The organism is Gemmobacter lutimaris, from assembly GCF_003570715.1.
In the GTDB taxonomy this organism is placed as follows: Bacteria; Pseudomonadota; Alphaproteobacteria; order Rhodobacterales; family Rhodobacteraceae; genus Gemmobacter; species Gemmobacter lutimaris.
In genome coordinates this window covers 269,988-290,970 of record NZ_QXXQ01000002.1, presented here as the reverse complement: position 1 = coordinate 290,970, position 20,983 = coordinate 269,988, and the positions used below count along the sequence as shown (strand labels likewise).

Here is a 20,983-nt window from a genome sequence, read left to right as displayed (position 1 = left end):
ACAGGCCGCCGATTTTGCCTAGCGCGACACCTTGGCGCATCGGTCGGGACAGCGAAACCGCAAACCGAAAGGAACGGACATGCTGCCCGCTGTCATCACTGCCCCCGTGTCTGCCCCAGTATCCCGCACGCCGCGCCGCTTCGGCCGCGCAGCCATCGCCGCCGTCACCGCGCTGGCCATCGGGCTGACCGCCGCCGCCCCGGCACAGGCGCTTGGCCGGAACGAACGCAACTTCCTGAAAGGTGTTGCCGCCGCCATGCTGGTCGATCGCCTGCTGGACGAGGCACGGCGCAATCAAAAGCCGCGGTATGTGCAGCCGCAATATGTGCAGCCGCGCCCGGTTTACCGGCAGGTCTATCGCCCTGCCCCGCACCATGATCGCTATCAGCCGCCGGTCCGGCCAAGCATATGGATGACACCGGCCGCGCAGGCATTCAATTCCTACAACATCTATGACCGCCGCCGCATCCAGGGAGGACTGGCCGCGCGCGGCTATTATCGGGGCGGGATCGACGGCGCTTTCGGGCCCGGCACCTATTCCGCCATCGTGGCCTATGCCAACGACCGTGGGCGCGGCCGCGATCTGGGCAGCGCCGCTGGCGTCTACGGCCTGTTTGACGGGCTGGTCTACTAACCCAAAGCGCCGGGCGCGATCATCCCTTGCGGATGGTATCGCCCGGCTCAAGCGTCGGGAACAGTTCGATCACCTCGCCACCAACCACCGCTGTCGGGTGCTTGCCCGCAATGATCTCGGCCGCGTGAACGCCGATTTCGCGGCGACAGGCATCCATCGTGGCCAGCTTGCGCGGCAGACCGTCCAGAAGTTCCACCCCGTTGAACCCCGCCAGACCCAGCCGCCCCGGCACGTCAATGCCCTTGTCCAGACAGTAAAGCAGGCCGCCCGCGCCGATCATGTCGTTCGAGTAATAAAGGAAGTCCAGATCCGGGCTGCGGGTCAGGATCGTCTCGGTCATCTCGCGGCCTTTCAGCAGCGCGGAACCGCCCGCATAATATTCCTCGTCCGCAAGCGTGAGCCCCGCCTCCGCCAGCCCTTCCTTGAATCCTTCCAGCCGTTTCCGGGCGCGGTGGTCGTCTGGCATCTTGGTGCCGAGGAACCCGATTCGCCGATAACCCGCTGCCACGATGGCCTCGGCCATCTTCAGACCGGCGCGGCGGTGCGAGATGCCGACCGCGCTGTCTACGGGCATGCCGTCGATGTCCATGATCTCGACAATCGGAATGCCCGCGCTTTCCAGCATGGCCTGTGCAGCCTCGCTATGCTCCAGCCCCGCGATGATGACGCCTGAAGGACGCCAGCTGAGCATCTCATACAGCACCGCCTCTTCGCGTTCGGGGCTGTAATTGGTGATGCCCACCACGGGTTGCAGGCCGGTATCTTCCAGCGTCTCGGAAATTCCCGTCATCACCTCGGGGAAGACCATGTTGGACATGGAGGGAATGATGACGCCCACCAGATTTACCCGTTGCGAGGCCAGCGCCCCCGCAATCTTGTTGGGCACATAGCCCAGTGCGCGCGCGGCCTGAAGCACCCGTTCCCGCGTGGTTTCCGACACATCGCCGCGATTGCGCAAAACCCGGCTGACGGTCATCTCGCTGACGCCAGAGGCTTCGGAGACATCGCGCAGGGTCAGGGTGCGGCGGGGGTCGGCAACGGGTGGCTTGGACACGGGCGATGGCCTTCTGCAAAATTCTCGCAAGAACGTGAATCCTTGTTAGCGCCAAACCTTTCGCTTGTCCAAGGGCTGTTTCCCTGTTAGTGATAGCGCTAACGGCACATGTGCCAGACATATCCACCGCGCCAGCAAGCTCTCAACCGGCGCGAGGGACCAAGGGGGAGCGATGGGCCAAAAGCGCTCCCCCTTTTTCATTCCGTCAGGGCAGGAAAGTCTTGCAAGGCTGGCCAAATCACCGCAAGAAGGCCCGCAAGGCCCCGTGGCTCAACTGGATAGAGCAGCCCCCTCCTAAGGGGCAGGTTACAGGTTCGAGTCCTGTCGGGGTCACCAATGAAATCAGTATCTTGCCCCACACTCTGGGGAATTGTCGCTGGCTTGTTGGACCTGAGGGCAGTGCGGATTGCAAATCCGTGAAGACCGGTTTGATCCCGCCACCCGCCTCCGGCAGTTAGCGGATTTCAGATTTCCGCTCTCAACAAGCCTCTCAACACTCTCGTTCTGGTCGCGTTCCGCTCCGCATCCATGACAAAGCCCGCCCGTCGTGAAACTGGCGGCCGATACAGCCGCGGCCGGGCTTCGCTGCGCTCTGCCCAAATTGCCGACGACCCGTCGCATTTTACCCGCCGCGTGACGGCCACAGTATCCCGGTGACCGCCGGAGCGTATGGCTCCCCACCCCGCCTGTTCGCGTATCACCCCACGCGCAGGGCCTGTGTCCGGTGCTGATCTGGCAACCGGCTCTTTCAGCGCGTCAAGCAGATGCCGCCTCCGCGTGCGCGGTAGATCGTGGCGACAGGTGGGCGGCGGCGGGGCGAGGTTGTCTTCGGCCGAGAGGCGGTCAAGCCGGGCCATCCCGAGCAGCCGACAGAAGGTGGTCGTGGCGAAGAGGCCACCCACAATTTGGGGGCGTCAGGGCCATCCTGCGGCCCAACCCCAGGTCTTGGTGCGATGGCGCCGGGCGCGGACAGTCGCGGGTGCAGCGGACAGTCGCGGGTGCAGGAGAGCGGGTCGGGCAGGATCGCCTTCAGCCTCACACCCTGAGCATAGCCGCCTTTGCATTTGCTGGCCCGGCTTTATTGTCACGCGACAACATCCTGTCTCCCGGTGATCCCGTCCGGTTTGCAAGCTTGCGCCGCTTCTGGCATATGCAACGCGTTCCAGCGCGTGAGGGGCCGATGGCGGACGACCTGCACCTTTCCAATGATGACCCGGCCACCGACGATCTGGCGGAAGACATCCATCCGCTGTTTCATGGTGCACCAACCTCGACGGAGTTCCGCAAGCTACGCAAGCGTCTGGTGCGCGAGGTACGCGACGCGATCGAGAAATACGGTATGATCGAACGCGGCGCCCGCTGGCTGGTCTGCCTGTCCGGCGGGAAGGACAGCTATACATTGCTGGCCGTGCTGCATGAACTGAAATGGCGCGGCCTGCTGCCGGTTGACCTGTTGGCCTGCAATCTGGATCAGGGGCAGCCGAATTTCCCGGCGACCGTGCTGCCGGAATTCCTGCAACGCATGGGCGTGCCGCATCGCATCGAATATCAGGACACCTATTCTGTGGTGATGGACAAGATCGGTCCGGGCAAGACCATGTGCAGCCTGTGTTCGCGGCTGCGGCGCGGCAATCTTTACCGCATCGCGCGGGAAGAGGGCTGTTCCGCCGTGGTGCTGGGCCATCACCGCGATGATATACTGGAAACCTTCTTCATGAACCTGTTCCACGGCGGGCGGCTGGCGACCATGCCGCCCAAGCTGTTGAACGAGGAAGGCGATCTGTTCGTTTATCGCCCGCTCGCCTTCGTGGCCGAGGCCGATTGCGAGAAATTCGCCAAAGCCATGAATTACCCCATTATTCCCTGCGATCTCTGCGGCAGTCAGGAAGGCTTGCAGCGGCAGCAGGTCAAACAATTGCTGGACGGCTGGGAGGCGCGCAGCCCCGGTCGGCGGCAGGTCATGTTCCGCGCGCTGATGAATGCGCGCCCGTCGCATCTGCTTGACCCGTCGATCTTCGATTTTCTGGCGCTGGCGCCGAAAACCGGAACATTTAGCGAAAATCCTCCGCATCTCGGGCAGGAATTTTAACGAAGCGTCGAGGATGCGCACCTAGGGTGCATCGGCGGCCGAAGGGCTGCGGATGCGGCGAGGGATGCGATGTCGGGGCGAATCGGGAAACGGCTTTCGGATGGCCTGACAGAAATGCTGCGGCGATTGCGGCAGCCCGAAGTTCTGTTCCTGCTGCCGACAGCAACGCTGGCCGGCTTCTGGCTGGGGGGCGAGACGGGTCTGCTGCTTGTTGCCCTTGGCGCCCCGCTTGCCGGATTTGCGCTCGGCGCCCTGAATCGGCCCGAAGCGGCCATACCGCCCATGCCCGATGGCTTGCAGGGCCTTGCGCTGCGCCCACAACTGATCGGCGTGCTGGAAACCGCCTTGCGTGACGCCCCGGTCAGCGGGTTACAGACCGGCTGTATTGTCGTGCAGTTCGATGACGCCGCCCTTTTGCTCGACCGGCACGGGCGCGCAGCCCAGACCGAAGTGCTTGCCCGCTGCGCCGAGCGTCTTTGCAGCGCCTTGCGCAGCGGCGATGTCGTGGCCCGCCTGGAGGGTGGTGGCTTCGCCATTGCCTTGCACCCGCAGCGGCGGCTGGATCTGGAAAGCATGATCCAGCTTGCGGCGCGCCTTCAGGCCGCCATCGCACCGCCGATCAGCCTGAATGCCGCACGTCTTTATGTCAGCTGTTCGATCGGATTCTGTCTTGGTCTTGCAGCCCCGTCTGCAAACGGGCGGTCCCTGCTGGACGCTGCCCAGATCGCCGCGGATGAGGCGTTGCGCAACGGCCCCTCCGCCATTCGGGCTTTCGCCCCGGACATGGCCCGCAAGCATTCCGACCGTGATGCGCTGCGCGGGCAGTTGGAAACCGCGCTGGACCAAGGCGAGATCAGGGCGCATTTCCAGCCGCAAATCTCGACGGATACCGGGGAAATCACCGGGTTCGAGGCTTTGGCCCGCTGGCAGCATCCCGCACGCGGCATCGTGCCCCCTGCGGAATTTCTGGGCGCAATCGAGGAAGCAGGGCTGGCAGAACGGCTGGGCGAGGTGATGCTTTTTCAGGCCCTGACCGCCCTTACACGCTGGGATCGCGCCGGGCTGAAAGTGCCACGGGTCGGCGTGAATTTGTCGGCCGCCGAATTGCGTAATCCGCGTTTCGTCGAAAAGCTGGAATGGGAAATCGACCGCTTTGGCCTGAACCCCGACCGTATTGGCATCGAAATTCTGGAAACCGTGGTCGCCACGACCGAGAATGACGTGATCGTGCGCAATATCGCAGCCCTGGCGAAACTCGGCTGCGGGATCGACCTTGACGATTTCGGCACTGGCCATGCCTCGATCACCAATATCCGGCGCTTCGCCGTAAACCGGCTGAAGATCGACCGCAGCTTTGTAACGCATATCGACACGGACCCCGGTCAGCAGAAGATCGTGGCCGCCATTTTGTCGCTTGCCGAACAGCTTGACCTCGACACGCTGGCGGAGGGGGTGGAAACACCGGGTGAACATGCGATTCTGGCACAATTGGGCTGCCGGCATGTGCAAGGCTTCGGCATCGCCCGCCCCATGCCCTTCGATCAGGTTCAGGACTGGATGGCCCGGCACGATTCCAGGCTGGCGCCATTGCCCCGGATCGGATCGGGCGCGACGAAATAAGGCCATCGCGCGACGGTTGCAGCCCTGCGCCGGGGAAAACCGCTTGACCTTTCCGCCCCCCTTCTGTTGAACCACGCCTGACCCACACAGGGGTCGGGCCTATTCAAGCGGAACGGTGGGGATCGCATATGGACGATCAGAACAAGAACCTCATTCTGGCAACGGCGCTGAGTTTCCTCGTGATCCTCGTGTGGTTCGTGCTGTTCCCGCCGGAAGAGACGGCCCCGACCACCGCCCCCGCTGCGGTTACGCAACCGGCGGATGCGCCCGCCGCCGTGACGGCGGCACAGGCACAGCCCGAGGTCGCCCCCGTGCCCGAGGCGCCGCGCCTGCCGATTGATACTCCGAAACTGTCGGGTTCTGTTTCACTGCTGGGCGGGCGGATCGACGATCTGTCGCTGAAAGCCTATCACCAGACCATCGACCCCAAATCGGACATCGTGCGCCTGCTGACCCCGGTGGGAGAGCCGCATGCCTATTACGCGCTTTATGGCTGGGCTCCGGGTGGGGCACTGGCGAGTGCTGACGTTCCCGGTGCGGCGACCGAATGGCGGCAGGTGGGCGGCGACACTCTGGCCCCCGGCAAGCCCGTCACTCTGGAATGGGCCAATGACAAGGGCCTGACCTTCACGCGTCAACTGGCCGTTGACGACAATTACATGTTCACCGTCACCGATTCCGTTGCCAACAGCGGCACCGAGGCGGCGACGCTGCAACCCTATGGCGTGGTGGCCCGACATGGCAAACCCGCAGATCTGCAAAGCTTTTACGTTCTGCACGAAGGCGTTGTAGGCCGGACCGACGGCAAGCTGGCCGAGGTCAAATACAAGGATGTCGCCGATCTGCCGGAGGTCGCGCGCGAAGGCGCGCAGGCAGAGGTGACCGAGGGGACAGCCGATGGCTGGCTGGGCTTCACCGACAAATACTGGATGACCGTCCTGATCCCCGAACAGGGCAAACCCTATACCGCCGTGGTGAAATACAACGCCCAGTCCGACATCTATCAGACCGAGACGCGGCTGCCCGTCGTGACCGTGGCGCCGGGCGCCAGCACCGAGGTTTCATCGCGCCTGTTCGCCGGTGCGAAGGAATGGGAAACCATCCGCAATTACCAGAACAATGACGGAATCGCCGGGTTCATCGATTCGATCGACTGGGGCTGGTTCTTCTTCTTCACCAAGCCGATCTTCTGGCTGCTGCACCATCTGCACGGCTGGATCGGCAATATGGGTCTGGCCATCATCGCGCTGACCTTCGTTCTGAAGATCCTCGTGCTGCCGCTGGCCTACAAATCCTATGTCTCGATGGCGCGGATGAAGGAGCTTCAGCCCGAGATGGAGGCGCTGAAGGAACGGGCCGGCGACGACAAGGCGAAGCTGCAAAAGGAAATGATGCAGCTTTACAAGGAAAAGAAGGTCAATCCGGCAGCGGGCTGTCTGCCGATCTTCCTGCAAATCCCGATCTTCTTCAGCCTTTACAAGGTGATCTTCGTCACGCTGGAACTGCGTCAGGCGCCGTTCTTCGGTTGGCTGAACGATTTGTCAGCGCCCGATCCGTCTTCGCTGTTCAACCTGTTTGGCCTTCTGCCCTGGGCAGCCCCGGCGCATGGCACCTTCCTCGCCATGATCTTCATCGGTGTGCTGCCGATCCTGCTGGGCATCTCGATGTGGCTGCAGCAGAAGCTGAACCCGGCCCCCACCGATCCGGCGCAGGCAATGATCTTCGCCTGGATGCCCTGGGTGTTCATGTTCATGCTGGGCAGCTTTGCCTCGGGTCTGGTGCTTTACTGGATCACCAACAACACGATCACCTTCATCCAGCAGTACCTGATCATGCGCAGCCATGGCCACAAGCCGGATATATTCGGCAATATCAAGGCGGGCTTCTCGAAGAAGCAGCCGGAACCTGCGAAGGGCAAGAAATGACGGCACGGCTGCACACCATCTGCCGACATCCGATCAAGAGCCACGGACGCGAGAGCCTCGCGTCCGTTCGGCTTTCGGCGGGGGCCGGTCTGCCGTGGGACCGGCACTGGGCCGTGGCGCATGATGCGGCCCGGCTGGTCGAGGGCTGGAATCCTTGCGTGAACTTTGCGCGGGGGTCCAAGGCGCCTGCATTGATGGCGATCAATGCCGCGCTGGACGAATCGACTGCAACCGTGACGCTGACCCACCCGGAACGTGAACCGCTGAGCTTCCGGCCCGATGATGCGGCCGACCTGCCGCGGTTTCTGGATTGGGTGCGCGAACTGAACCCCGCAGGCCGGGCGATGCCTGAACGCATCGTCGGCGCCGGGCGGATCATGTCGGACACCGATTATCCGTCGGTCTCTATCCTGAATCTGGCCTCGAACACCGATCTGGGCGCGCGGATGGGGATGGACCTGTCGCCGCTGCGCTGGCGCGGCAATCTCTGGATCGAGGGCTGGGAACCTTGGGCGGAATGGGATCTGATCGGGCGCAAGCTGCGGATCGGCGATACGCTTCTGGAAGTGCGCGAGCGAATCGAGCGGTGCAATGCCACAAAGGCCAACCCCGCGACCGGGCGCATTGAAGGCGATACGCTGGGCGCGCTGCGCGGTGCTTTCGGGCATCAGGATTTCGGCGTTTACGCCGTCGTCGTCGAAGGGGGCAAGATTGCCCCCGGCATGGAGGTAACCATCCAATGACCGCCCTGCCCTTCCCGCTTGCCGAAGAGCCCGACGATTTCGCGCGCGAGCGTGGTCGGCTGATGTTCGCCGGTCCGGTCGATTTCGTGAAAGGCGTGGTCGCCATGCCCGGCCTGCCCCCGGCCGACCGGCTGGAGGTCTGTTTTGCAGGCCGCTCGAACGTCGGGAAATCCAGCCTGATCAACGCGCTGACCGGCCGGAAGAACCTTGCACGCGCCTCGAATACGCCGGGCCGGACGCAGGAAATCAACTATTTCACCCTCGGCGAAAGCCGCTATCTGGTGGATTTGCCGGGCTATGGTTTCGCCGAAGCGCCGGTGGCGACGGTGCAGAAATGGCAGACGCTGCTGAAGGCCTATCTGCAAGGCCGCCAGACCCTGCGCCGCGCTTTTGTGCTGATCGACAGCCGTCACGGCGTGAAAACGGTGGATGAGGAGATCATGACGCTTCTCGACAAATCCGCCGTCACCTTCCAGGTGGTGATGACCAAGATGGACAAGCTGTCGCGCCCGGAACGTGAAAAGAACCTCGATCAGGTGCGCGCCGCGCTGGCAAAGCACCCGGCCGCCTACCCCGAGATCGTGATGACCTCCTCGGAAAAGGGCGATGGCATCGCCACTTTGCGCGCCATCATCGCGGGGCTGGAATGAACGCACTGGTGCAGGTCGCGCTTGGCGGCGCCATGGGGGCGAGCCTGCGCTATGGCGTCAATCTGGGCATGCAGCGCCTGCTGGGCAGCGGCTTCCCTTGGCATACGCTGGCCGCGAATGTGCTGGGTTCGGCGGCGATGGGCGTGTTGATGGTGGCGCTGGCACATCGCGGGCATCAGCATCTGGCGCCCCTGCTGATGACCGGGCTTCTGGGCGGCTTCACCACCTTTTCGGCTTTTTCCATGGATACGGTCGCGCTGGCCGAACGCGGCCAGATGGCCGCGGCGGTGCTGTATGTCGCGGCCTCGGTCCTGATCGCACTGGCGGCCTTTGTGCTGGCCGTCCACCTGACGCGGAGCATTCTGACATGACCGGTGTGAAACTGCTGACCGTTTCCGAGGATGAGGGCGAACAGCGGCTGGACCGCTGGTTCAAACGCCGCTTTCCACATGTAACGCAGGGCGCGGTCGAAAAGATGTGCCGCACCGGGCAGGTGCGGGTGGATGGCAAGCGCGCCAAGGCGGCGGATCGCGTTGTGCCGGGCGCAGTGATCCGCGTGCCGCCGCTGCCAGAGAACGACGCGCCCTCGCGGCCACGTCCCGATGGCGTCAGTGCGGCGGATACGCGGATGATCCAGAACGCGGTGATCTTCAAGGATGAACATATCATCGTGCTGAACAAGCCGCCGGGCCTGCCCTCGCAGGGCGGCTCGGGTCAGGGCGACCGACATGTGGACGGGCTGACCGAGGCGCTGAAATTCGGCTACAAGGATCGGCCAAAGCTGGTGCACCGGCTCGACAAGGATACCTCGGGTGTGCTGGTTCTGGCCCGCACCGACCGGGTGGCCCGTGCGCTGTCCGAGGCATTCCGCCACCGCAATACGCGCAAGATCTATTGGGCCGTCGTCGCCGGTGTCCCGCAGCCGAAGCAGGGTTCCATCAAATACGCGCTGATGAAGGCGCCGGGCCGTGGCCGGGGTGGCGAGGGCGAAAAGATGGTCTGCATCCATCCCGCCAAGGTCGGTGATTACCCCGACGCCAAGCGGGCGCAGACCGATTATTTCACGCTCTGGTTCCTTGGCACCCGGCTGAGCTGGATGGCGCTGGAGCCGATCACCGGCCGCACCCACCAGCTGCGCGCCCATATGGCCGAATTCGGTCATCCGATCCTTGGTGACGGCAAATATGGCGGTTCGGAAGCTGAAAATCTGGGCGATGGCTGGGGCGCGGGCACCGGCGGCGACCTGTCACGCAAGCTGCATCTGCATGCCCGGCGGCTGAGCTTCGAGCACCCGATCACCAAGCAACCCATCACATTCACCGCCCCCCTGCCCGAGCATATGGCCCGCACCTGGAAGCTGCTCGACTGGAAAGAGAGCGATGTGCCGGAAGACCCCTTCGAAAAGCTGCACGGATGAGCGACTGGACCCCGAAGCGTTTCTGGAAATCGGCCAGCGCCGAAGCCGTTGATGGCGGCTTTGCGGTGCACCTTGATGGCCGTGCGGTGAAGACCCCGGCCAAGGCCGCTCTGGTGTTGCCGACGCGGGCGCTGGCGGCCGCCATTGCCGCCGAATGGGACGCGCAGGAAGGTCAGGTCCGCCCTGAAACCATGCCCGCGACCCGCGCTGCCAATTCCGCCATCGACAAGGTGCGACCGCAATTTTCTCAAGTGGCTGAAATGCTTGCGGATTATGCAGGAACCGACCTGCTGTGCTATCGAGCCGAGGAGCCACAGGCCCTGATCTTGCGGCAAGCGGCCGGGTGGGACCCGCTGCTGGACTGGGCGGCGCAACGGCATGGTGCCCCCCTGATTGCCACGGCGGGTGTCATGCACATCCCGCAGGCGCCTGCCAGCCTTGCCGCGCTGCGCGCCGCCATATTCGCACAAAGCCCGTTTCAACTGGCTGCCCTGCACGACCTGATTGCCATTACCGGCTCTGCCGTTCTGGGTCTTGCCGTCGCGGACGGCCACCTCAGCCCCGGCGAAGCTTTCGACCTGAGCCGAATCGACGAACATTGGCAGATCGAACAATGGGGCGAAGATACCGAGGCTGCCGCCGCCGAAGCGGTGAAGCGTCAGGCCGTCGAGGATGCTGCGCGGTTCTACGCATTGTGCGGGTAACAATCTTGCCCATTTTTCGGGCAGATGTGGCGCTTCTTTCGTGATCTCCGAAAAATCCCGCGCAAATGCGCAGGTTTGCGCTACCAACTCGGTTTCACTTGACGGCCCAAAGCGCTTTACACGAAACTGCCCGTCACTGAGAGGGAAGCCTCCCTCAGTCTTCTGTCCCGAACGGGGCCACAACACCGCCCGCAAAGGGTGGACACTCAGGAAGAGGTACGCATGAAAAAATCCGTATTCCTTGGCACGCTTTCGGCCGCAGCGCTGATCGCCGGGATCGCCGGCGCTGCCACGCTGGACGACGTGAAAGGCCGCGGCGAGTTGATCTGCGGCGTGAACACCGGCCTTACCGGCTTCGGCGCCCCGGATGCCAACGGCAACTATCAGGGCTTTGACGTTGCGATGTGCAAGGCTTTGGCCGCGGCCGTGCTGGGCGATGCTTCCAAGGTGAAATACATCCCGACCACCGGCGAGACCCGCTTCACCGCGCTCGCCTCGGGCGAGGTGGACGTTCTGGTCCGCAACTCGACCTGGACCTTCATGCGCGACGTCGATCTGAAGTTCGATTTCGTCGCCGTGAACTACTATGACGGTCAGGGCTTCATGGTGAAGAAAGACTTGGGCGTGTCGTCCGCGAAGGAACTTGATGGCGCCACCGTCTGCATCCAGACCGGCACCACGACCGAGCTCAATCTGGCCGACTTCTTCAAGGCCAACAACATGAGCTATACGCCCGTGACCGTGGCCGACGATTCGGAAGGCCAGCGTCAGTATCTGGCTGGCGCCTGCGACGCCTACACCACCGACGCCTCGGGCCTTGCCGCTTCGCGCGCTTCGATGCCGGATGCCGAAAACCACATCATCCTGCCGGAAATCATCTCGAAAGAGCCGCTGGGGCCGCTGGTTCGCCATGGCGACAACCAGTGGGGCGATGTGGTCCGCTGGACCTATTACGCGCTGGTCGCGGCCGAAGAATACGGCGTGAACAAGGCCAATATCGAGGAAGTCGCCTCGACCACCCAAAACCCGGAAGTGAAGCGCCTGCTGGGCGTCGAGGGTGAACTGGGTGAAAAGCTGGGCCTCGACAAGGAATGGGCCAAGCGCGCCATTGCCGCGGTCGGCAACTATGGCGAGATCTTCGAGGCGAACATCGGTTCGGGCACCCCGATCGGTCTGGCCCGCGGCCTGAACGCGCTGTGGACGCAGGGCGGCCTGCAATACGCCCCGCCGTTCCGCTGATCTGAAAACGATACGGGCGCGGCTTCGGCCGCGCCCGTGTCCAACACGACCGAATTGCCTGCATCCATCAAAGCACCGGCCAACCCGGGCAGAGCAGGCTTCAGGGGGTACAAGATATATGGCTTTCGTTCAGGATGCGCCGAAGGATTCCTTTCGGCTGAGCATGCTTATCTACGACACGCGATACAGGTCGCTGACCATTCAGGTGGTTGTGCTGATCCTGTTCATGCTGTTTCTGTCCTGGCTTCTGAACAACACGATCCAGAACCTCGCAGCCAAGGACCGCACATTCGACTTCGGCTTCCTGCTGTCGCGCGCCGGATACGACATCAACCAGCGGCTGGTTGAATATACCAATGACAGCACCCATGCCCGCGCGGCCTTCATCGGCCTGCTGAACACCCTGCTTTCGGCGGTGGTGGGCTGTATTCTGGCCACCATCATCGGCGTGGTCGTCGGCGTGCTGCGCCTGTCGAACAACTGGCTCGTTTCGCGGCTGATGACGGTTTACGTCGAGATGTTCCGCAACGTGCCGGTTCTGCTTTGGATCCTGCTGGCGGCGACCATCCTGTCGGAAACCACCCCCAACCCGCGCGATTTCCGCGTGACGCCCGAAATGCAGGCGGCGGGTGAAGCCCCCAAGGCGACCATGCTGTTCGGGATCATTGCGGTCACCAATCGCGGCACCGACATCCCCGAACCGAAGTTCTGTGTCGGCAAACCGCGCGAGGAATGCGACGCCGACCCCAACGAGGGCGGTCTTGGCATCATCGACCTTGGCATCTTCAAGGTTTCCTTGAACCTTTTGGCCCTGTTGGTGGTCTTTGGCGGGTCGATCTTCGCCACCCGGCGGCTCAAACGTCAGGCAGATGCCACACAGGATGCAACCGGCGTGCGGCCCGTCACTTGGTGGAAAAATCTGCTGATCCTCGTGTTGCCCTCGGCCGCCCTGTTGTGGGCGCTGGGGCTGCATTTCGTGGTGCCAGAGCTGAAGGGCTTCAACTTTGCCGGCGGCATCACCGTGCTGCACAGCTTTACCGCCCTGACACTTGCGCTGGCGCTTTATACCGCCGCCTTCATCGCGGAAATCGTGCGTGCCGGGATCATGGCCATCTCGCGCGGGCAGTCCGAGGCGGCGGCAGCCCTGGGCCTGCGCCCCGCCCGCACCATGCGGCTGGTGATCCTGCCACAGGCGCTGCGGGTCATCATCCCGCCCCTGATCAGCCAATACCTGAACCTGACCAAGAACACCTCGCTGGCCATCGCCGTGTCCTACATGGACCTGCGTGGCACGTTGGGTGGCATCACGCTGAACCAGACCGGGAAAGAACTGGAATGCATGCTGCTGATGATGGGCATCTATCTGACGATCAGCCTCATCATCTCCTCCTGCATGAATATCTTCAACCGGGCCGTCAGGCTGAAGGAGCGCTGAGATGCAGGAACAACTCGTCTTTGTGCGCAACCAGATGCTGCCGCCGGAAGCCCCGCCGCCGGGACAGAAGGGTATCGCCCGCTGGATGCGCGAGAATCTGTTCTCGGGTCCGATGAACTCGGCCCTGACGCTGCTGGGTCTGCTGGCCGTGGTCTGGCTTGCACTGCATGTCCTGCCCTGGCTGATGCATTCGGTCTGGAACGCCAATTCGCTGAACGAATGCCGCCAGATCATTCAGGACCGCTGGGGCGAAGGTGCCACCGGGGCCTGCTGGGCCATGGTGCGCGAGCGCTGGCATCAGTATCTTTATGGCTTCTATCCGCAGGACATGTATTGGCGGCCGAACCTCGCGCTGCTTCTGCTGTTCGCGGCACTGGCGCCGGTGCTGTTTTCCAGCCTTCCGCGCAAGATGCTGTGGATCACGGCGCTTTATCCGGCAACGGGTTTCTGGCTGCTGTGGGGCGGCACGATCTGGGCGCCGGTGGTGGCCATGATGGGCTTCGTGGTGCTTTGGCTGGTCTTCACGGTCCTGCAACCGCGCCTTGGTGTTCCGGTCTCGGCCGGGATCGGCGTTGTGGCCGCTGCCGTTTGGTGGATGGTCCTGCAAGCCCCGATGACCGACGCGCTGCAAAGCCTTGCTCCGCTGCGCATCCGCGCCGTTGACAGCCGCGATTTCGGCGGGTTCCTGTTGTCCTTCGTGATCGGCGTGACCGCAATTTCAGCCTCGCTGCCCATGGGCATCCTGCTGGCGCTGGGGCGGAAATCCGACATGCTGCTGGTGCGCACCCTTTCCGTGGGCTTTATCGAGTTCATCCGGGGCGTGCCGCTGATCACGCTGCTGTTCACCGCCTCGCTGCTGCTGCAATACTTCCTGCCACCAGAGACGAATTTCGACATCATCCTGCGTGTCATCATCCTCGTGACCTTCTTCGCCGCGGCCTATATCGCCGAGGTGATCCGGGGCGGCCTCGCGGCCCTGCCGCGCGGACAGTATGAGGCGGCAGATGCACTGGGGCTGGATTACTGGCAGGCGCAGCGGCTCATCATCATGCCGCAGGCGCTCAAGATCTCGATCCCCGGCATCGTCTCGTCGTTCATCGGCCTGTTCAAGGATACCACGCTGGTAGCCTTCGTCGGCCTGAACGATCCGCTGAAGGGGATCACCCAGATCGTGCGCGCCGACATCAACTGGAAGGGCATCTACTGGGAGCCCTATATCTTTGCCGGCGCCCTCTTCTTCCTCATCTGCTTCGGCATGTCGCGCTACTCCATGTGGCTCGAACGCAAGCTGAAGACCGATCACCGTTAAGGAGCCTGATCATGGCTGAACATGCAATCGACCGCTCGAAGATGAAGGTCTCGGACGAGGTCGCTGTCCAGATTACCCAGATGAACAAGTGGTATGGCCAGTTCCACGTTCTGCGCGATGTGAACATGACCGTTCACAAGGGCGAGCGGATCGTGATCTGCGGTCCTTCCGGTTCCGGCAAATCGACGCTGATCCGCTGTATCAACCGGCTGGAGGAACACCAGTCGGGGCAGATCATCGTGGATGGCACAGAACTCACCAACGACCTGAAGAACATCGACAAGGTGCGCTCGGAAGTCGGGATGGTGTTCCAGCACTTCAACCTTTTCCCGCATCTGACCATCCTCGAAAACTGCACCCTCGCCCCGATCTGGGTCCGCAAGGTTCCCAAGAAAGAGGCCGAGGAAACCGCGATGCACTTCCTGCGCAAGGTGAAGATCCCCGAACAGGCAAACAAATACCCCGGCCAGCTTTCCGGCGGTCAGCAACAGCGCGTGGCGATTGCCCGCTCGCTGTGCATGAAACCCCGGATCATGCTGTTCGACGAACCGACCTCGGCGCTCGACCCCGAGATGATCAAGGAGGTTCTGGACACCATGATCGAGCTGGCGGAAGAGGGCATGACCATGCTCTGCGTCACGCATGAAATGGGCTTTGCCCAGGCCGTCGCCAACCGCGTGGTGTTCATGGATCAGGGCCAGATCGTCGAACAGAACGAACCGCGCGAGTTCTTCAACAACCCGCAAAGCGAGCGGACGAAACTGTTCCTCAGCCAGATCCTCGGCCACTGAGGTCTGCCGGAATAAAAAAAGGGCGCCCGTCGTGGCGCCCTTCTTCTTTTGCTGTCAGGCCGCGATCTCGCGCGGGATGATGAAATCATCCACACTGCCCTGCCCCCAGTCCACATCCGCCCAGCTTTCCACCGCGAAATCGCAAACAAGCGTGGCGCCAGTGGGGTAGCGCTGGAATTCGGCATTCAGCGGCGCGCGGGCGACGATGCGATGGGCAAACTCGCCGATACCGGGGTTGTGGCCGATCATCATCACCACATCCGCCGTAGCATGGCGTAGCACCGCCAGCATGACATCGGGCCCTGCATGGTAAAGGGCCGGTTTCAGATCCAGAATCGGCGTGCCGGGTAGCGCGGGTGCGATCCCGGACCAGGTTTTCCGCGTGCGCAGCGCGTCCGAGCACAGCACCTGGCCCGGCACATAGCCGCGCGAGGCCATCCACTCGCCCAGATCGGCGGCGGCCGTCTTGCCGCGTTCATTCAGCGGGCGGTCGTGGTCGCTCATCAGCGGGTCGTCCCAGCTCGATTTCGCGTGGCGCGTCAGGATCAGGCGCTTGGTCATGTGTGGAACTGCCCCATGTGATAGGCTGATTGTTCCGCCAGTCTTGCATAGCTTTGCGACACCGGGCAAGCGCGCCGCACAAGGCAGCCCCCGGTCAGACAGTCGCGCCCCCCCGGCGTATCCAGAAAGGTGTGGCAGGCAGGCACATCATAGCCTGCCCCGGTGAGCGCCCCGGCGGGACAGGCGGTCAGACAGGGCTGCGTGCAGCTCTCGCAGGGCGGCCGCCCCGCCTCCGGCATCTCCACCACCTCTTTCAGCGCCAGCGCACCACGTGCGGAAAAGAACAACCCCTGCCGCGCATGCACCAGCAGCCGCACCGGGCTTTCCCATGCCGTGCCACAGCGCAAGGCCCATTGATAGAAGGGATGCCAGGGCGGGCCGCCAAAGGGAAACAGGGCCTTGGCGCCCAGATCGCAGGCCAGCCGTCCGATCACCCGCCGCGACCAGCGATCCACCGGATCGGGGGCGTCGTCATTCCATTCCGGCCCCGCGGTGAAATGCGCCCAAAACCCCGGCTCTGCCGGCCCGATCAACAGAAGCGTCCGCGTGCCCACAGGCAGCCCCTCTTCCGCCGTGGCAGCGAACCCGCCCAGCACCTCCAGCCGTTCCGCAGCCAGCCGCGCGGCGATGCCGTCCAGCGTCACGCTCATGGCTTGCTCCTTGCCAAATACTCCCGCCGGAGGCGTCCTGCCCCCGCCGCTACACCACGTCCGGGCCTTAGCGCCGAACGCGCGGTGTCACCCGCGGCACGGTCGATCGGATCTGGCTGCCCGCCCCATGATCGGTGAACAGCTCCAGCAGACAGGCATTTGGCAGCCGCCCGTCCAGAATGGTCACCGCACGCACACCCTGATCCAGTGCCAGAAGCGCCGTTTCGGTCTTGGGGATCATGCCACCTGCGATCACGCCATCGGCGGTCATCTGACGCACTTCCTCGGGGGTGATCTGCGTCATCACCTCGCCCGCCGCATTCTTCACCCCCGACACATCGGTCAGAAGCAGCAGGCGGTCGGCCTGCAACGCGCCGGCAATCGCCCCGGCGGCGGTATCGCCATTGACGTTGAAGGTCTCGTTATCCTCCATCCCGGTCGCCACCGGCGCCACCACCGGGATGATCCCGGCATTGTAAAGATCGCGCAGCACCTGCACGTTCATCTCCACCGGCTTGCCGACGAAGCCCAGCTCCGGGTCATCGGCGACGCAGACCATCAGGTCATCGTCCTTGCCGGAAATCCCGACCGCGCGCCCGCCCTGATCATTGATCGCCTGCACGATCCGCTTGTTCACAAGACCCGACAGGATCATCTCCACCACCTCGACTGTGGCCTTGTCGGTGACCCGTTTGCCGCGCACGAATTCCGACTTGATCCCCAGCTTGTTCAGCATGTCATTGATCATCGGCCCGCCGCCATGCACCACGACCGGGTTCACCCCCACCTGCCGCATAAGCACGATGTCGCGGGCAAACTCGGCCATGGCATCATCGTCACCCATCGCATTGCCGCCGAATTTCACGACGACCACCGCGCCGGAATAGCGTTGCAGATAGGGCAGAGCCTCGGACAGCGTTTTCGCGGTGGCGATGGAATCTTGCATGGTGCGCAACTGCTTTTTCATGGGGGCCTCGCGGGGTTCAGGCCGTTGGTAACCCCTTTGCCGCCCCCTGCCAAGCTTGCAAATCCCCCGCCGCCGCGTAGGGTGGCGGCAAAGCGCGGAGGCGGCGATGAGCGAACAGAAGGTCATGGTTCTGACAGGGGCAAGCCGCGGCATCGGCCATGCCACCGTCAAGCGGTTCAGTGCCGAGGGCTGGCGGGTGCTCACCTGCTCAAGGCAACCTTTCGACCCGCGCTGCCCTTGGCCGGGCGGCGAGGAAAACCATATCCAGATCGACCTCGCCTCACCTGATGCCACCATAGCGGCCATCGCCACGATCAAGGAAAAGCTCGGCGGGCGGCTTGATGCGCTGGTCAACAATGCCGGCATCTCGCCGAAGGGTCCGGGCGGCGCGCGGCTCAACACGCTGGAAACCGACCTGCGGACCTGGGGCCATGTGTTCCATGTGAACTTCTTCGCCTCCATCGTGCTGGCGCGCGGCCTGAAGGACGAGCTTTCCGCCGCGCGCGGCTCGGTCGTGAATGTGACCTCGATCGCCGGCGCCCGCGTCCACCCTTTCGCCGGCGCGGCCTACGCCACCTCCAAGGCGGCACTTGCAGCCCTGACCCGCGAAATGGCGCATGATTTCGGCCCGATGGGCGTGCGGGTGAATGCCATCGCGCCGGGCGAGATCGAAACCTCGATCCTGTCGCCCGGCACCGAAAAAATCGTCGAGAAACTGCCCCTGCAACGGCTCGGCCAGCCAAAGGAAGTGGCCGATGTCATCTGGTTTCTCTGTTCCGACCAGTCCAGCTACATCTCCGGCGCCGAGATAGAGGTCAACGGTGCCCAGCACGTCTGACCCCCACATACCCGCTTGACCCCGCCGGGGATTGTATCTAATCAGCCAAAAGGCTCCGGCGGGTTGGCGGAGAGGTTACGCAGCGGATTGCAAATCCGTGAAGACCGGTTCGATTCCGGTACCCGCCTCCAAGTCTTTCAAAGGCTTGACCTGTACATTCCCGCCCAGATGCCGCGCCGTTTGCAGTGTTTCGCTGTCAACTGTGTCACAGAATATGTTGTGCGGCGTCAGCTTTGTCGGAATGGGATGTCAGCTTTGGCGCTGAGAATTCTCGCAGCGCCCTTTCCCCGACGGCGCCAGGACAGAAGTTCAGCAGATCGCAGCTCATGTCAGAGTCCATATTTGGTAGGAACCCAGTGCGCGGCGCATCGCATCAGGCACCGACCGACAACGCCCAACCAGCCGTGAAGATCAGAAAAGTCCGTGGGGCAGTTTTCCTGAACGGCGGCCAGTTCAAGTGGATGCACCGCACGATCAAGGACGCCACGTTCACGCGCCAGCATTGCGGCAGCCGCGGTCAACAACCTTGCATGCCGGGCTGAATACGCTCGGTGGACTCCCACCCACGAATCCAAAATCCGGCCTTCAGAGCCGGACCGTTTCATCCTCGACCCGATCCAACAGATGCCGGGACAGGACACTCAGGCGAAGCGTGCGGGGCTCCCCTCCAGCCGTAGCAGGCGGTCGGCCAGCCGCGCTGCTTCGGCCGGGGCATGGGTCACGAGGATCGTGGCCATTGGGCGCCGCGCGCGTTCTGCTTCCAGCAGGGCCATCATGTCGTCGGTCAGCGCCGGGTCCAGCGACACGAAGGGTTCGTCCATCAACAATACGTCGGGCTGCGCGGCAAAGGCGCGGGCCAGCGCGAGCCGCCGCTGTTGGCCCAAAGACAGTTCGCCGGGAAGCGCCATGGCCTTGTCGGCCAGACCCACCCGCGCCAGCGCGGCGCGCGCCGAGGCAGGGTCGCAGCGGGTGGCGAGGGTGATGTTGTCCAGCGCATTGCGCCAAGGCAGCAGCACGGGTTCCTGAAACACCATCGCCAGCCGACCGGGCAAGGTCAACTCGCCCCGCCAGTCGCGGTGCAACCCCGCGAGGATGCGCAGAAGCGTGGTCTTGCCCACACCCGACGGGCCACAGATCGCCACGGTTTCCCCCGTGGCAAGCCGCAGATCCAGCGGCCCCAGCACCTGCGCCGCCCCGTGCCCGCCATGGACCAGCCTCAGGACCAGCGCCTCGGTCACCGGAGCGTCAGCCACCGGGGGCAAGGAACACACCACCCGGCAGGCTGTCCATCTTGCCGACCAGATCGGCACCGCCCAAGTCTGCCATGATCGCCAGCATCCGCCCCGCAGCCGCCTCATCCACCGGGCCGGGCGCGGGAATGCCTGCACGGAAGCCCGCCTTCAGCGCCTCGAACTGCGCATCGGTCTTCGCATTCATCAGCGGTCGCAGCGCCTGCCATGCCGCGTCATCCGTCGCCAGAACCTCCTTGGTGGCACGGCTGGCGGCGGCAAACCCCTGCACCAGCGCAGGCTTGTCGCGCAGAAGATCGCCGCGCACCACATAGCCCAGCAACGGCGTATCCGGGTCCAGCCCCAGCGCCGCGCCCGCCTCAGCCACGGTGATCAGCGGGCGCATCCCCGCCGCTTCCATCTTCGCGCCGAAGTGCCAGAAGTTGACCGCCCCATCCAGCTCGCCCGACAGCGCGGTTTCAAAGATCAGCGGCGGCGCACCGTAGACCTGTTCGGTCTCGTCCTGAAGATCGAAGCCCAACTGCTTGCGGCTGAAAGCGCGCAGGATCAGCCAGCTTTTGTCCACCGGCCCGCCCGCAATGCCGATCTTGCCGCCCTTCAGATCGGCAAGCCCCTGCACCGTGCTACCCTTCGGCACATGCAGCGCACCGACCGCGCGGCTGTAGGGGATGAAAACGTAATCCTCCCCCTCCGCCCGCTTGCGCGCGACCCAGAGCCAGTCGGACACGATCGCATCCACCTCGCCCGCCTGAAACGCCACCTGCGCGGCTGGGCCTGCGGCCACGTCCTGCACCTCCAGCCGAAAGCCATTGGCCGCGTCGAAGCCGCGCGCCTGCATGGTGGTCAGTTCCCAGTTCACTGTGCCCGAAAGCTGCGTCGCGATGCGCAGGACCGCATCCTCGGCCCATGCGGCGGTGGAGGACAGCGCCAGAACGGCGGCGGCAATCATGTGGCGCGTGAATGTCATCGGCTCCTCCCAAAGCTTGCCTTGCAGGATAGCAAGCAATGACGGGATGCCTATTCGACCAAAGCGTCGGGGCGGGTTTGCAGGATCTACGACCAAAGCACGAGGCGGGGCTTGACCTGCATCAACGCCCCCACCCTGTC

General features: G+C 63.7%; 20 protein-coding genes and 2 tRNA genes. 16 read left to right on the top strand and 6 right to left on the bottom strand.

From position 1 onward, the window contains the following. The first annotated feature begins 79 nt into the window (after positions 1-79). Complete coding sequence (locus D2N39_RS04575; RefSeq protein ID WP_233557051.1) at positions 80-634, top strand: peptidoglycan-binding protein; 555 nt, start codon at positions 80-82, stop codon at positions 632-634. Positions 635-653: 19 nt separating this feature from the next. Here D2N39_RS04575 and D2N39_RS04570 read toward each other — a convergent pair whose 3' ends face one another. Next, positions 654-1,688, bottom strand: a complete 1,035-nt coding sequence (locus D2N39_RS04570) for a LacI family DNA-binding transcriptional regulator (protein WP_119133597.1) — start codon at positions 1,686-1,688, stop codon at positions 654-656. Positions 1,689-1,947: 259 nt separating this feature from the next. On the opposite strand from D2N39_RS04570, the gene D2N39_RS04565 reads away from it, so the two are divergent. The 13 genes from D2N39_RS04565 (at position 1,948) to D2N39_RS04505 (ending at position 15,610) form a co-directional block, all read left to right on the top strand. Next, positions 1,948-2,024, top strand: a tRNA-Arg gene (locus tag D2N39_RS04565). 844 nt (positions 2,025-2,868) lie between these two features. Continuing rightward, a complete protein-coding gene (gene ttcA / locus D2N39_RS04560) occupies positions 2,869-3,777 on the top strand; it encodes a tRNA 2-thiocytidine(32) synthetase TtcA (protein ID WP_119133596.1) in 909 nt (302 codons plus the stop codon). A 69-nt stretch (positions 3,778-3,846) separates the two neighbouring features. Continuing rightward, positions 3,847-5,397 (top strand): putative bifunctional diguanylate cyclase/phosphodiesterase, encoded by a 1,551-nt coding sequence (locus D2N39_RS04555; protein WP_119133595.1) that lies wholly within the window; start codon positions 3,847-3,849, stop codon positions 5,395-5,397. 128 nt (positions 5,398-5,525) lie between these two features. Further along, on the top strand, positions 5,526-7,322 hold the full coding sequence (gene yidC / locus D2N39_RS04550) for a membrane protein insertase YidC (RefSeq protein ID WP_119133594.1): 1,797 nt from the start codon (positions 5,526-5,528) through the stop codon (positions 7,320-7,322). Beyond that, positions 7,319-8,065 carry an MOSC domain-containing protein gene (locus D2N39_RS04545; protein ID WP_119133593.1) on the top strand — a complete coding sequence of 249 codons (747 nt, stop codon included), beginning with the start codon at positions 7,319-7,321 and terminating at the stop codon, positions 8,063-8,065. Before yidC ends, D2N39_RS04545 begins: the two co-directional genes overlap by 4 nt. After that, the gene (gene yihA, locus D2N39_RS04540) at positions 8,062-8,715 is read left to right on the top strand and encodes a ribosome biogenesis GTP-binding protein YihA/YsxC (RefSeq protein WP_119133592.1); all 654 of its coding nucleotides are present in this window, start codon (positions 8,062-8,064) and stop codon (positions 8,713-8,715) included. Before D2N39_RS04545 ends, yihA begins: the two co-directional genes overlap by 4 nt. Continuing rightward, entirely contained in the window at positions 8,712-9,086 is a 375-nt protein-coding gene (crcB, locus tag D2N39_RS04535; RefSeq protein ID WP_119133591.1) for a fluoride efflux transporter CrcB, read from the top strand. Before yihA ends, crcB begins: the two co-directional genes overlap by 4 nt. Further along, complete coding sequence (locus D2N39_RS04530; protein ID WP_119133590.1) at positions 9,083-10,132, top strand: RluA family pseudouridine synthase; 1,050 nt, start codon at positions 9,083-9,085, stop codon at positions 10,130-10,132. The genes crcB and D2N39_RS04530 overlap by 4 nt, the downstream gene beginning before the upstream one ends. Further along, positions 10,129-10,836: an ATP12 family chaperone protein gene (locus D2N39_RS04525; protein ID WP_119133589.1), complete on the top strand. Its 708-nt coding sequence runs from the start codon at positions 10,129-10,131 to the stop codon at positions 10,834-10,836. Before D2N39_RS04530 ends, D2N39_RS04525 begins: the two co-directional genes overlap by 4 nt. 222 nt (positions 10,837-11,058) lie before the next feature. Further along, positions 11,059-12,075, top strand: a complete 1,017-nt coding sequence (locus D2N39_RS04520; protein WP_119133588.1) for an amino acid ABC transporter substrate-binding protein — start codon at positions 11,059-11,061, stop codon at positions 12,073-12,075. Positions 12,076-12,193: 118 nt separating this feature from the next. Continuing rightward, positions 12,194-13,510: an amino acid ABC transporter permease gene (locus D2N39_RS04515; protein ID WP_119133587.1), complete on the top strand. Its 1,317-nt coding sequence runs from the start codon at positions 12,194-12,196 to the stop codon at positions 13,508-13,510. A 1-nt stretch (position 13,511) separates the two neighbouring features. Beyond that, positions 13,512-14,819, top strand: a complete 1,308-nt coding sequence (locus D2N39_RS04510; RefSeq protein WP_119133586.1) for an amino acid ABC transporter permease — start codon at positions 13,512-13,514, stop codon at positions 14,817-14,819. Positions 14,820-14,830: 11 nt separating this feature from the next. After that, a complete protein-coding gene (locus D2N39_RS04505; RefSeq protein WP_119133585.1) occupies positions 14,831-15,610 on the top strand; it encodes an amino acid ABC transporter ATP-binding protein in 780 nt (259 codons plus the stop codon). Positions 15,611-15,664: 54 nt separating this feature from the next. On the opposite strand, the gene D2N39_RS04500 is transcribed toward D2N39_RS04505, so the two are convergent. From D2N39_RS04500 to argB, 3 genes are all read right to left on the bottom strand, one after another. Continuing rightward, on the bottom strand, positions 15,665-16,171 hold the full coding sequence (locus D2N39_RS04500) for a SixA phosphatase family protein (protein WP_119133584.1): 507 nt from the start codon (positions 16,169-16,171) through the stop codon (positions 15,665-15,667). Then, complete coding sequence (locus D2N39_RS04495; protein WP_119133583.1) at positions 16,168-16,821, bottom strand: ferredoxin; 654 nt, start codon at positions 16,819-16,821, stop codon at positions 16,168-16,170. Before D2N39_RS04495 ends, D2N39_RS04500 begins: the two co-directional genes overlap by 4 nt. Positions 16,822-16,888: 67 nt before the next feature. Further along, positions 16,889-17,788 carry an acetylglutamate kinase gene (gene argB, locus D2N39_RS04490; RefSeq protein ID WP_119133582.1) on the bottom strand — a complete coding sequence of 300 codons (900 nt, stop codon included), beginning with the start codon at positions 17,786-17,788 and terminating at the stop codon, positions 16,889-16,891. A gap of 106 nt (positions 17,789-17,894) precedes the next feature. Here argB and D2N39_RS04485 point away from each other — a divergent pair, with 106 nt between their 5' ends. Together D2N39_RS04485 and D2N39_RS04480 are read left to right on the top strand one after the other, a co-directional pair. Then, positions 17,895-18,626 (top strand): SDR family NAD(P)-dependent oxidoreductase, encoded by a 732-nt coding sequence (locus D2N39_RS04485; RefSeq protein ID WP_119133581.1) that lies wholly within the window; start codon positions 17,895-17,897, stop codon positions 18,624-18,626. Between the two features lie 57 nt (positions 18,627-18,683). Further along, a tRNA-Cys gene (locus tag D2N39_RS04480) sits at positions 18,684-18,757 on the top strand. A gap of 510 nt (positions 18,758-19,267) precedes the next feature. On the opposite strand, the gene D2N39_RS04475 is transcribed toward D2N39_RS04480, so the two are convergent. Both D2N39_RS04475 and D2N39_RS04470 read right to left on the bottom strand, forming a co-directional pair. Next, complete coding sequence (locus D2N39_RS04475) at positions 19,268-19,864, bottom strand: ATP-binding cassette domain-containing protein (protein WP_233557050.1); 597 nt, start codon at positions 19,862-19,864, stop codon at positions 19,268-19,270. 7 nt (positions 19,865-19,871) lie between these two features. Beyond that, on the bottom strand, positions 19,872-20,843 hold the full coding sequence (locus D2N39_RS04470; RefSeq protein WP_119133579.1) for an ABC transporter substrate-binding protein: 972 nt from the start codon (positions 20,841-20,843) through the stop codon (positions 19,872-19,874). Positions 20,844-20,983: the final 140 nt, after the last annotated feature.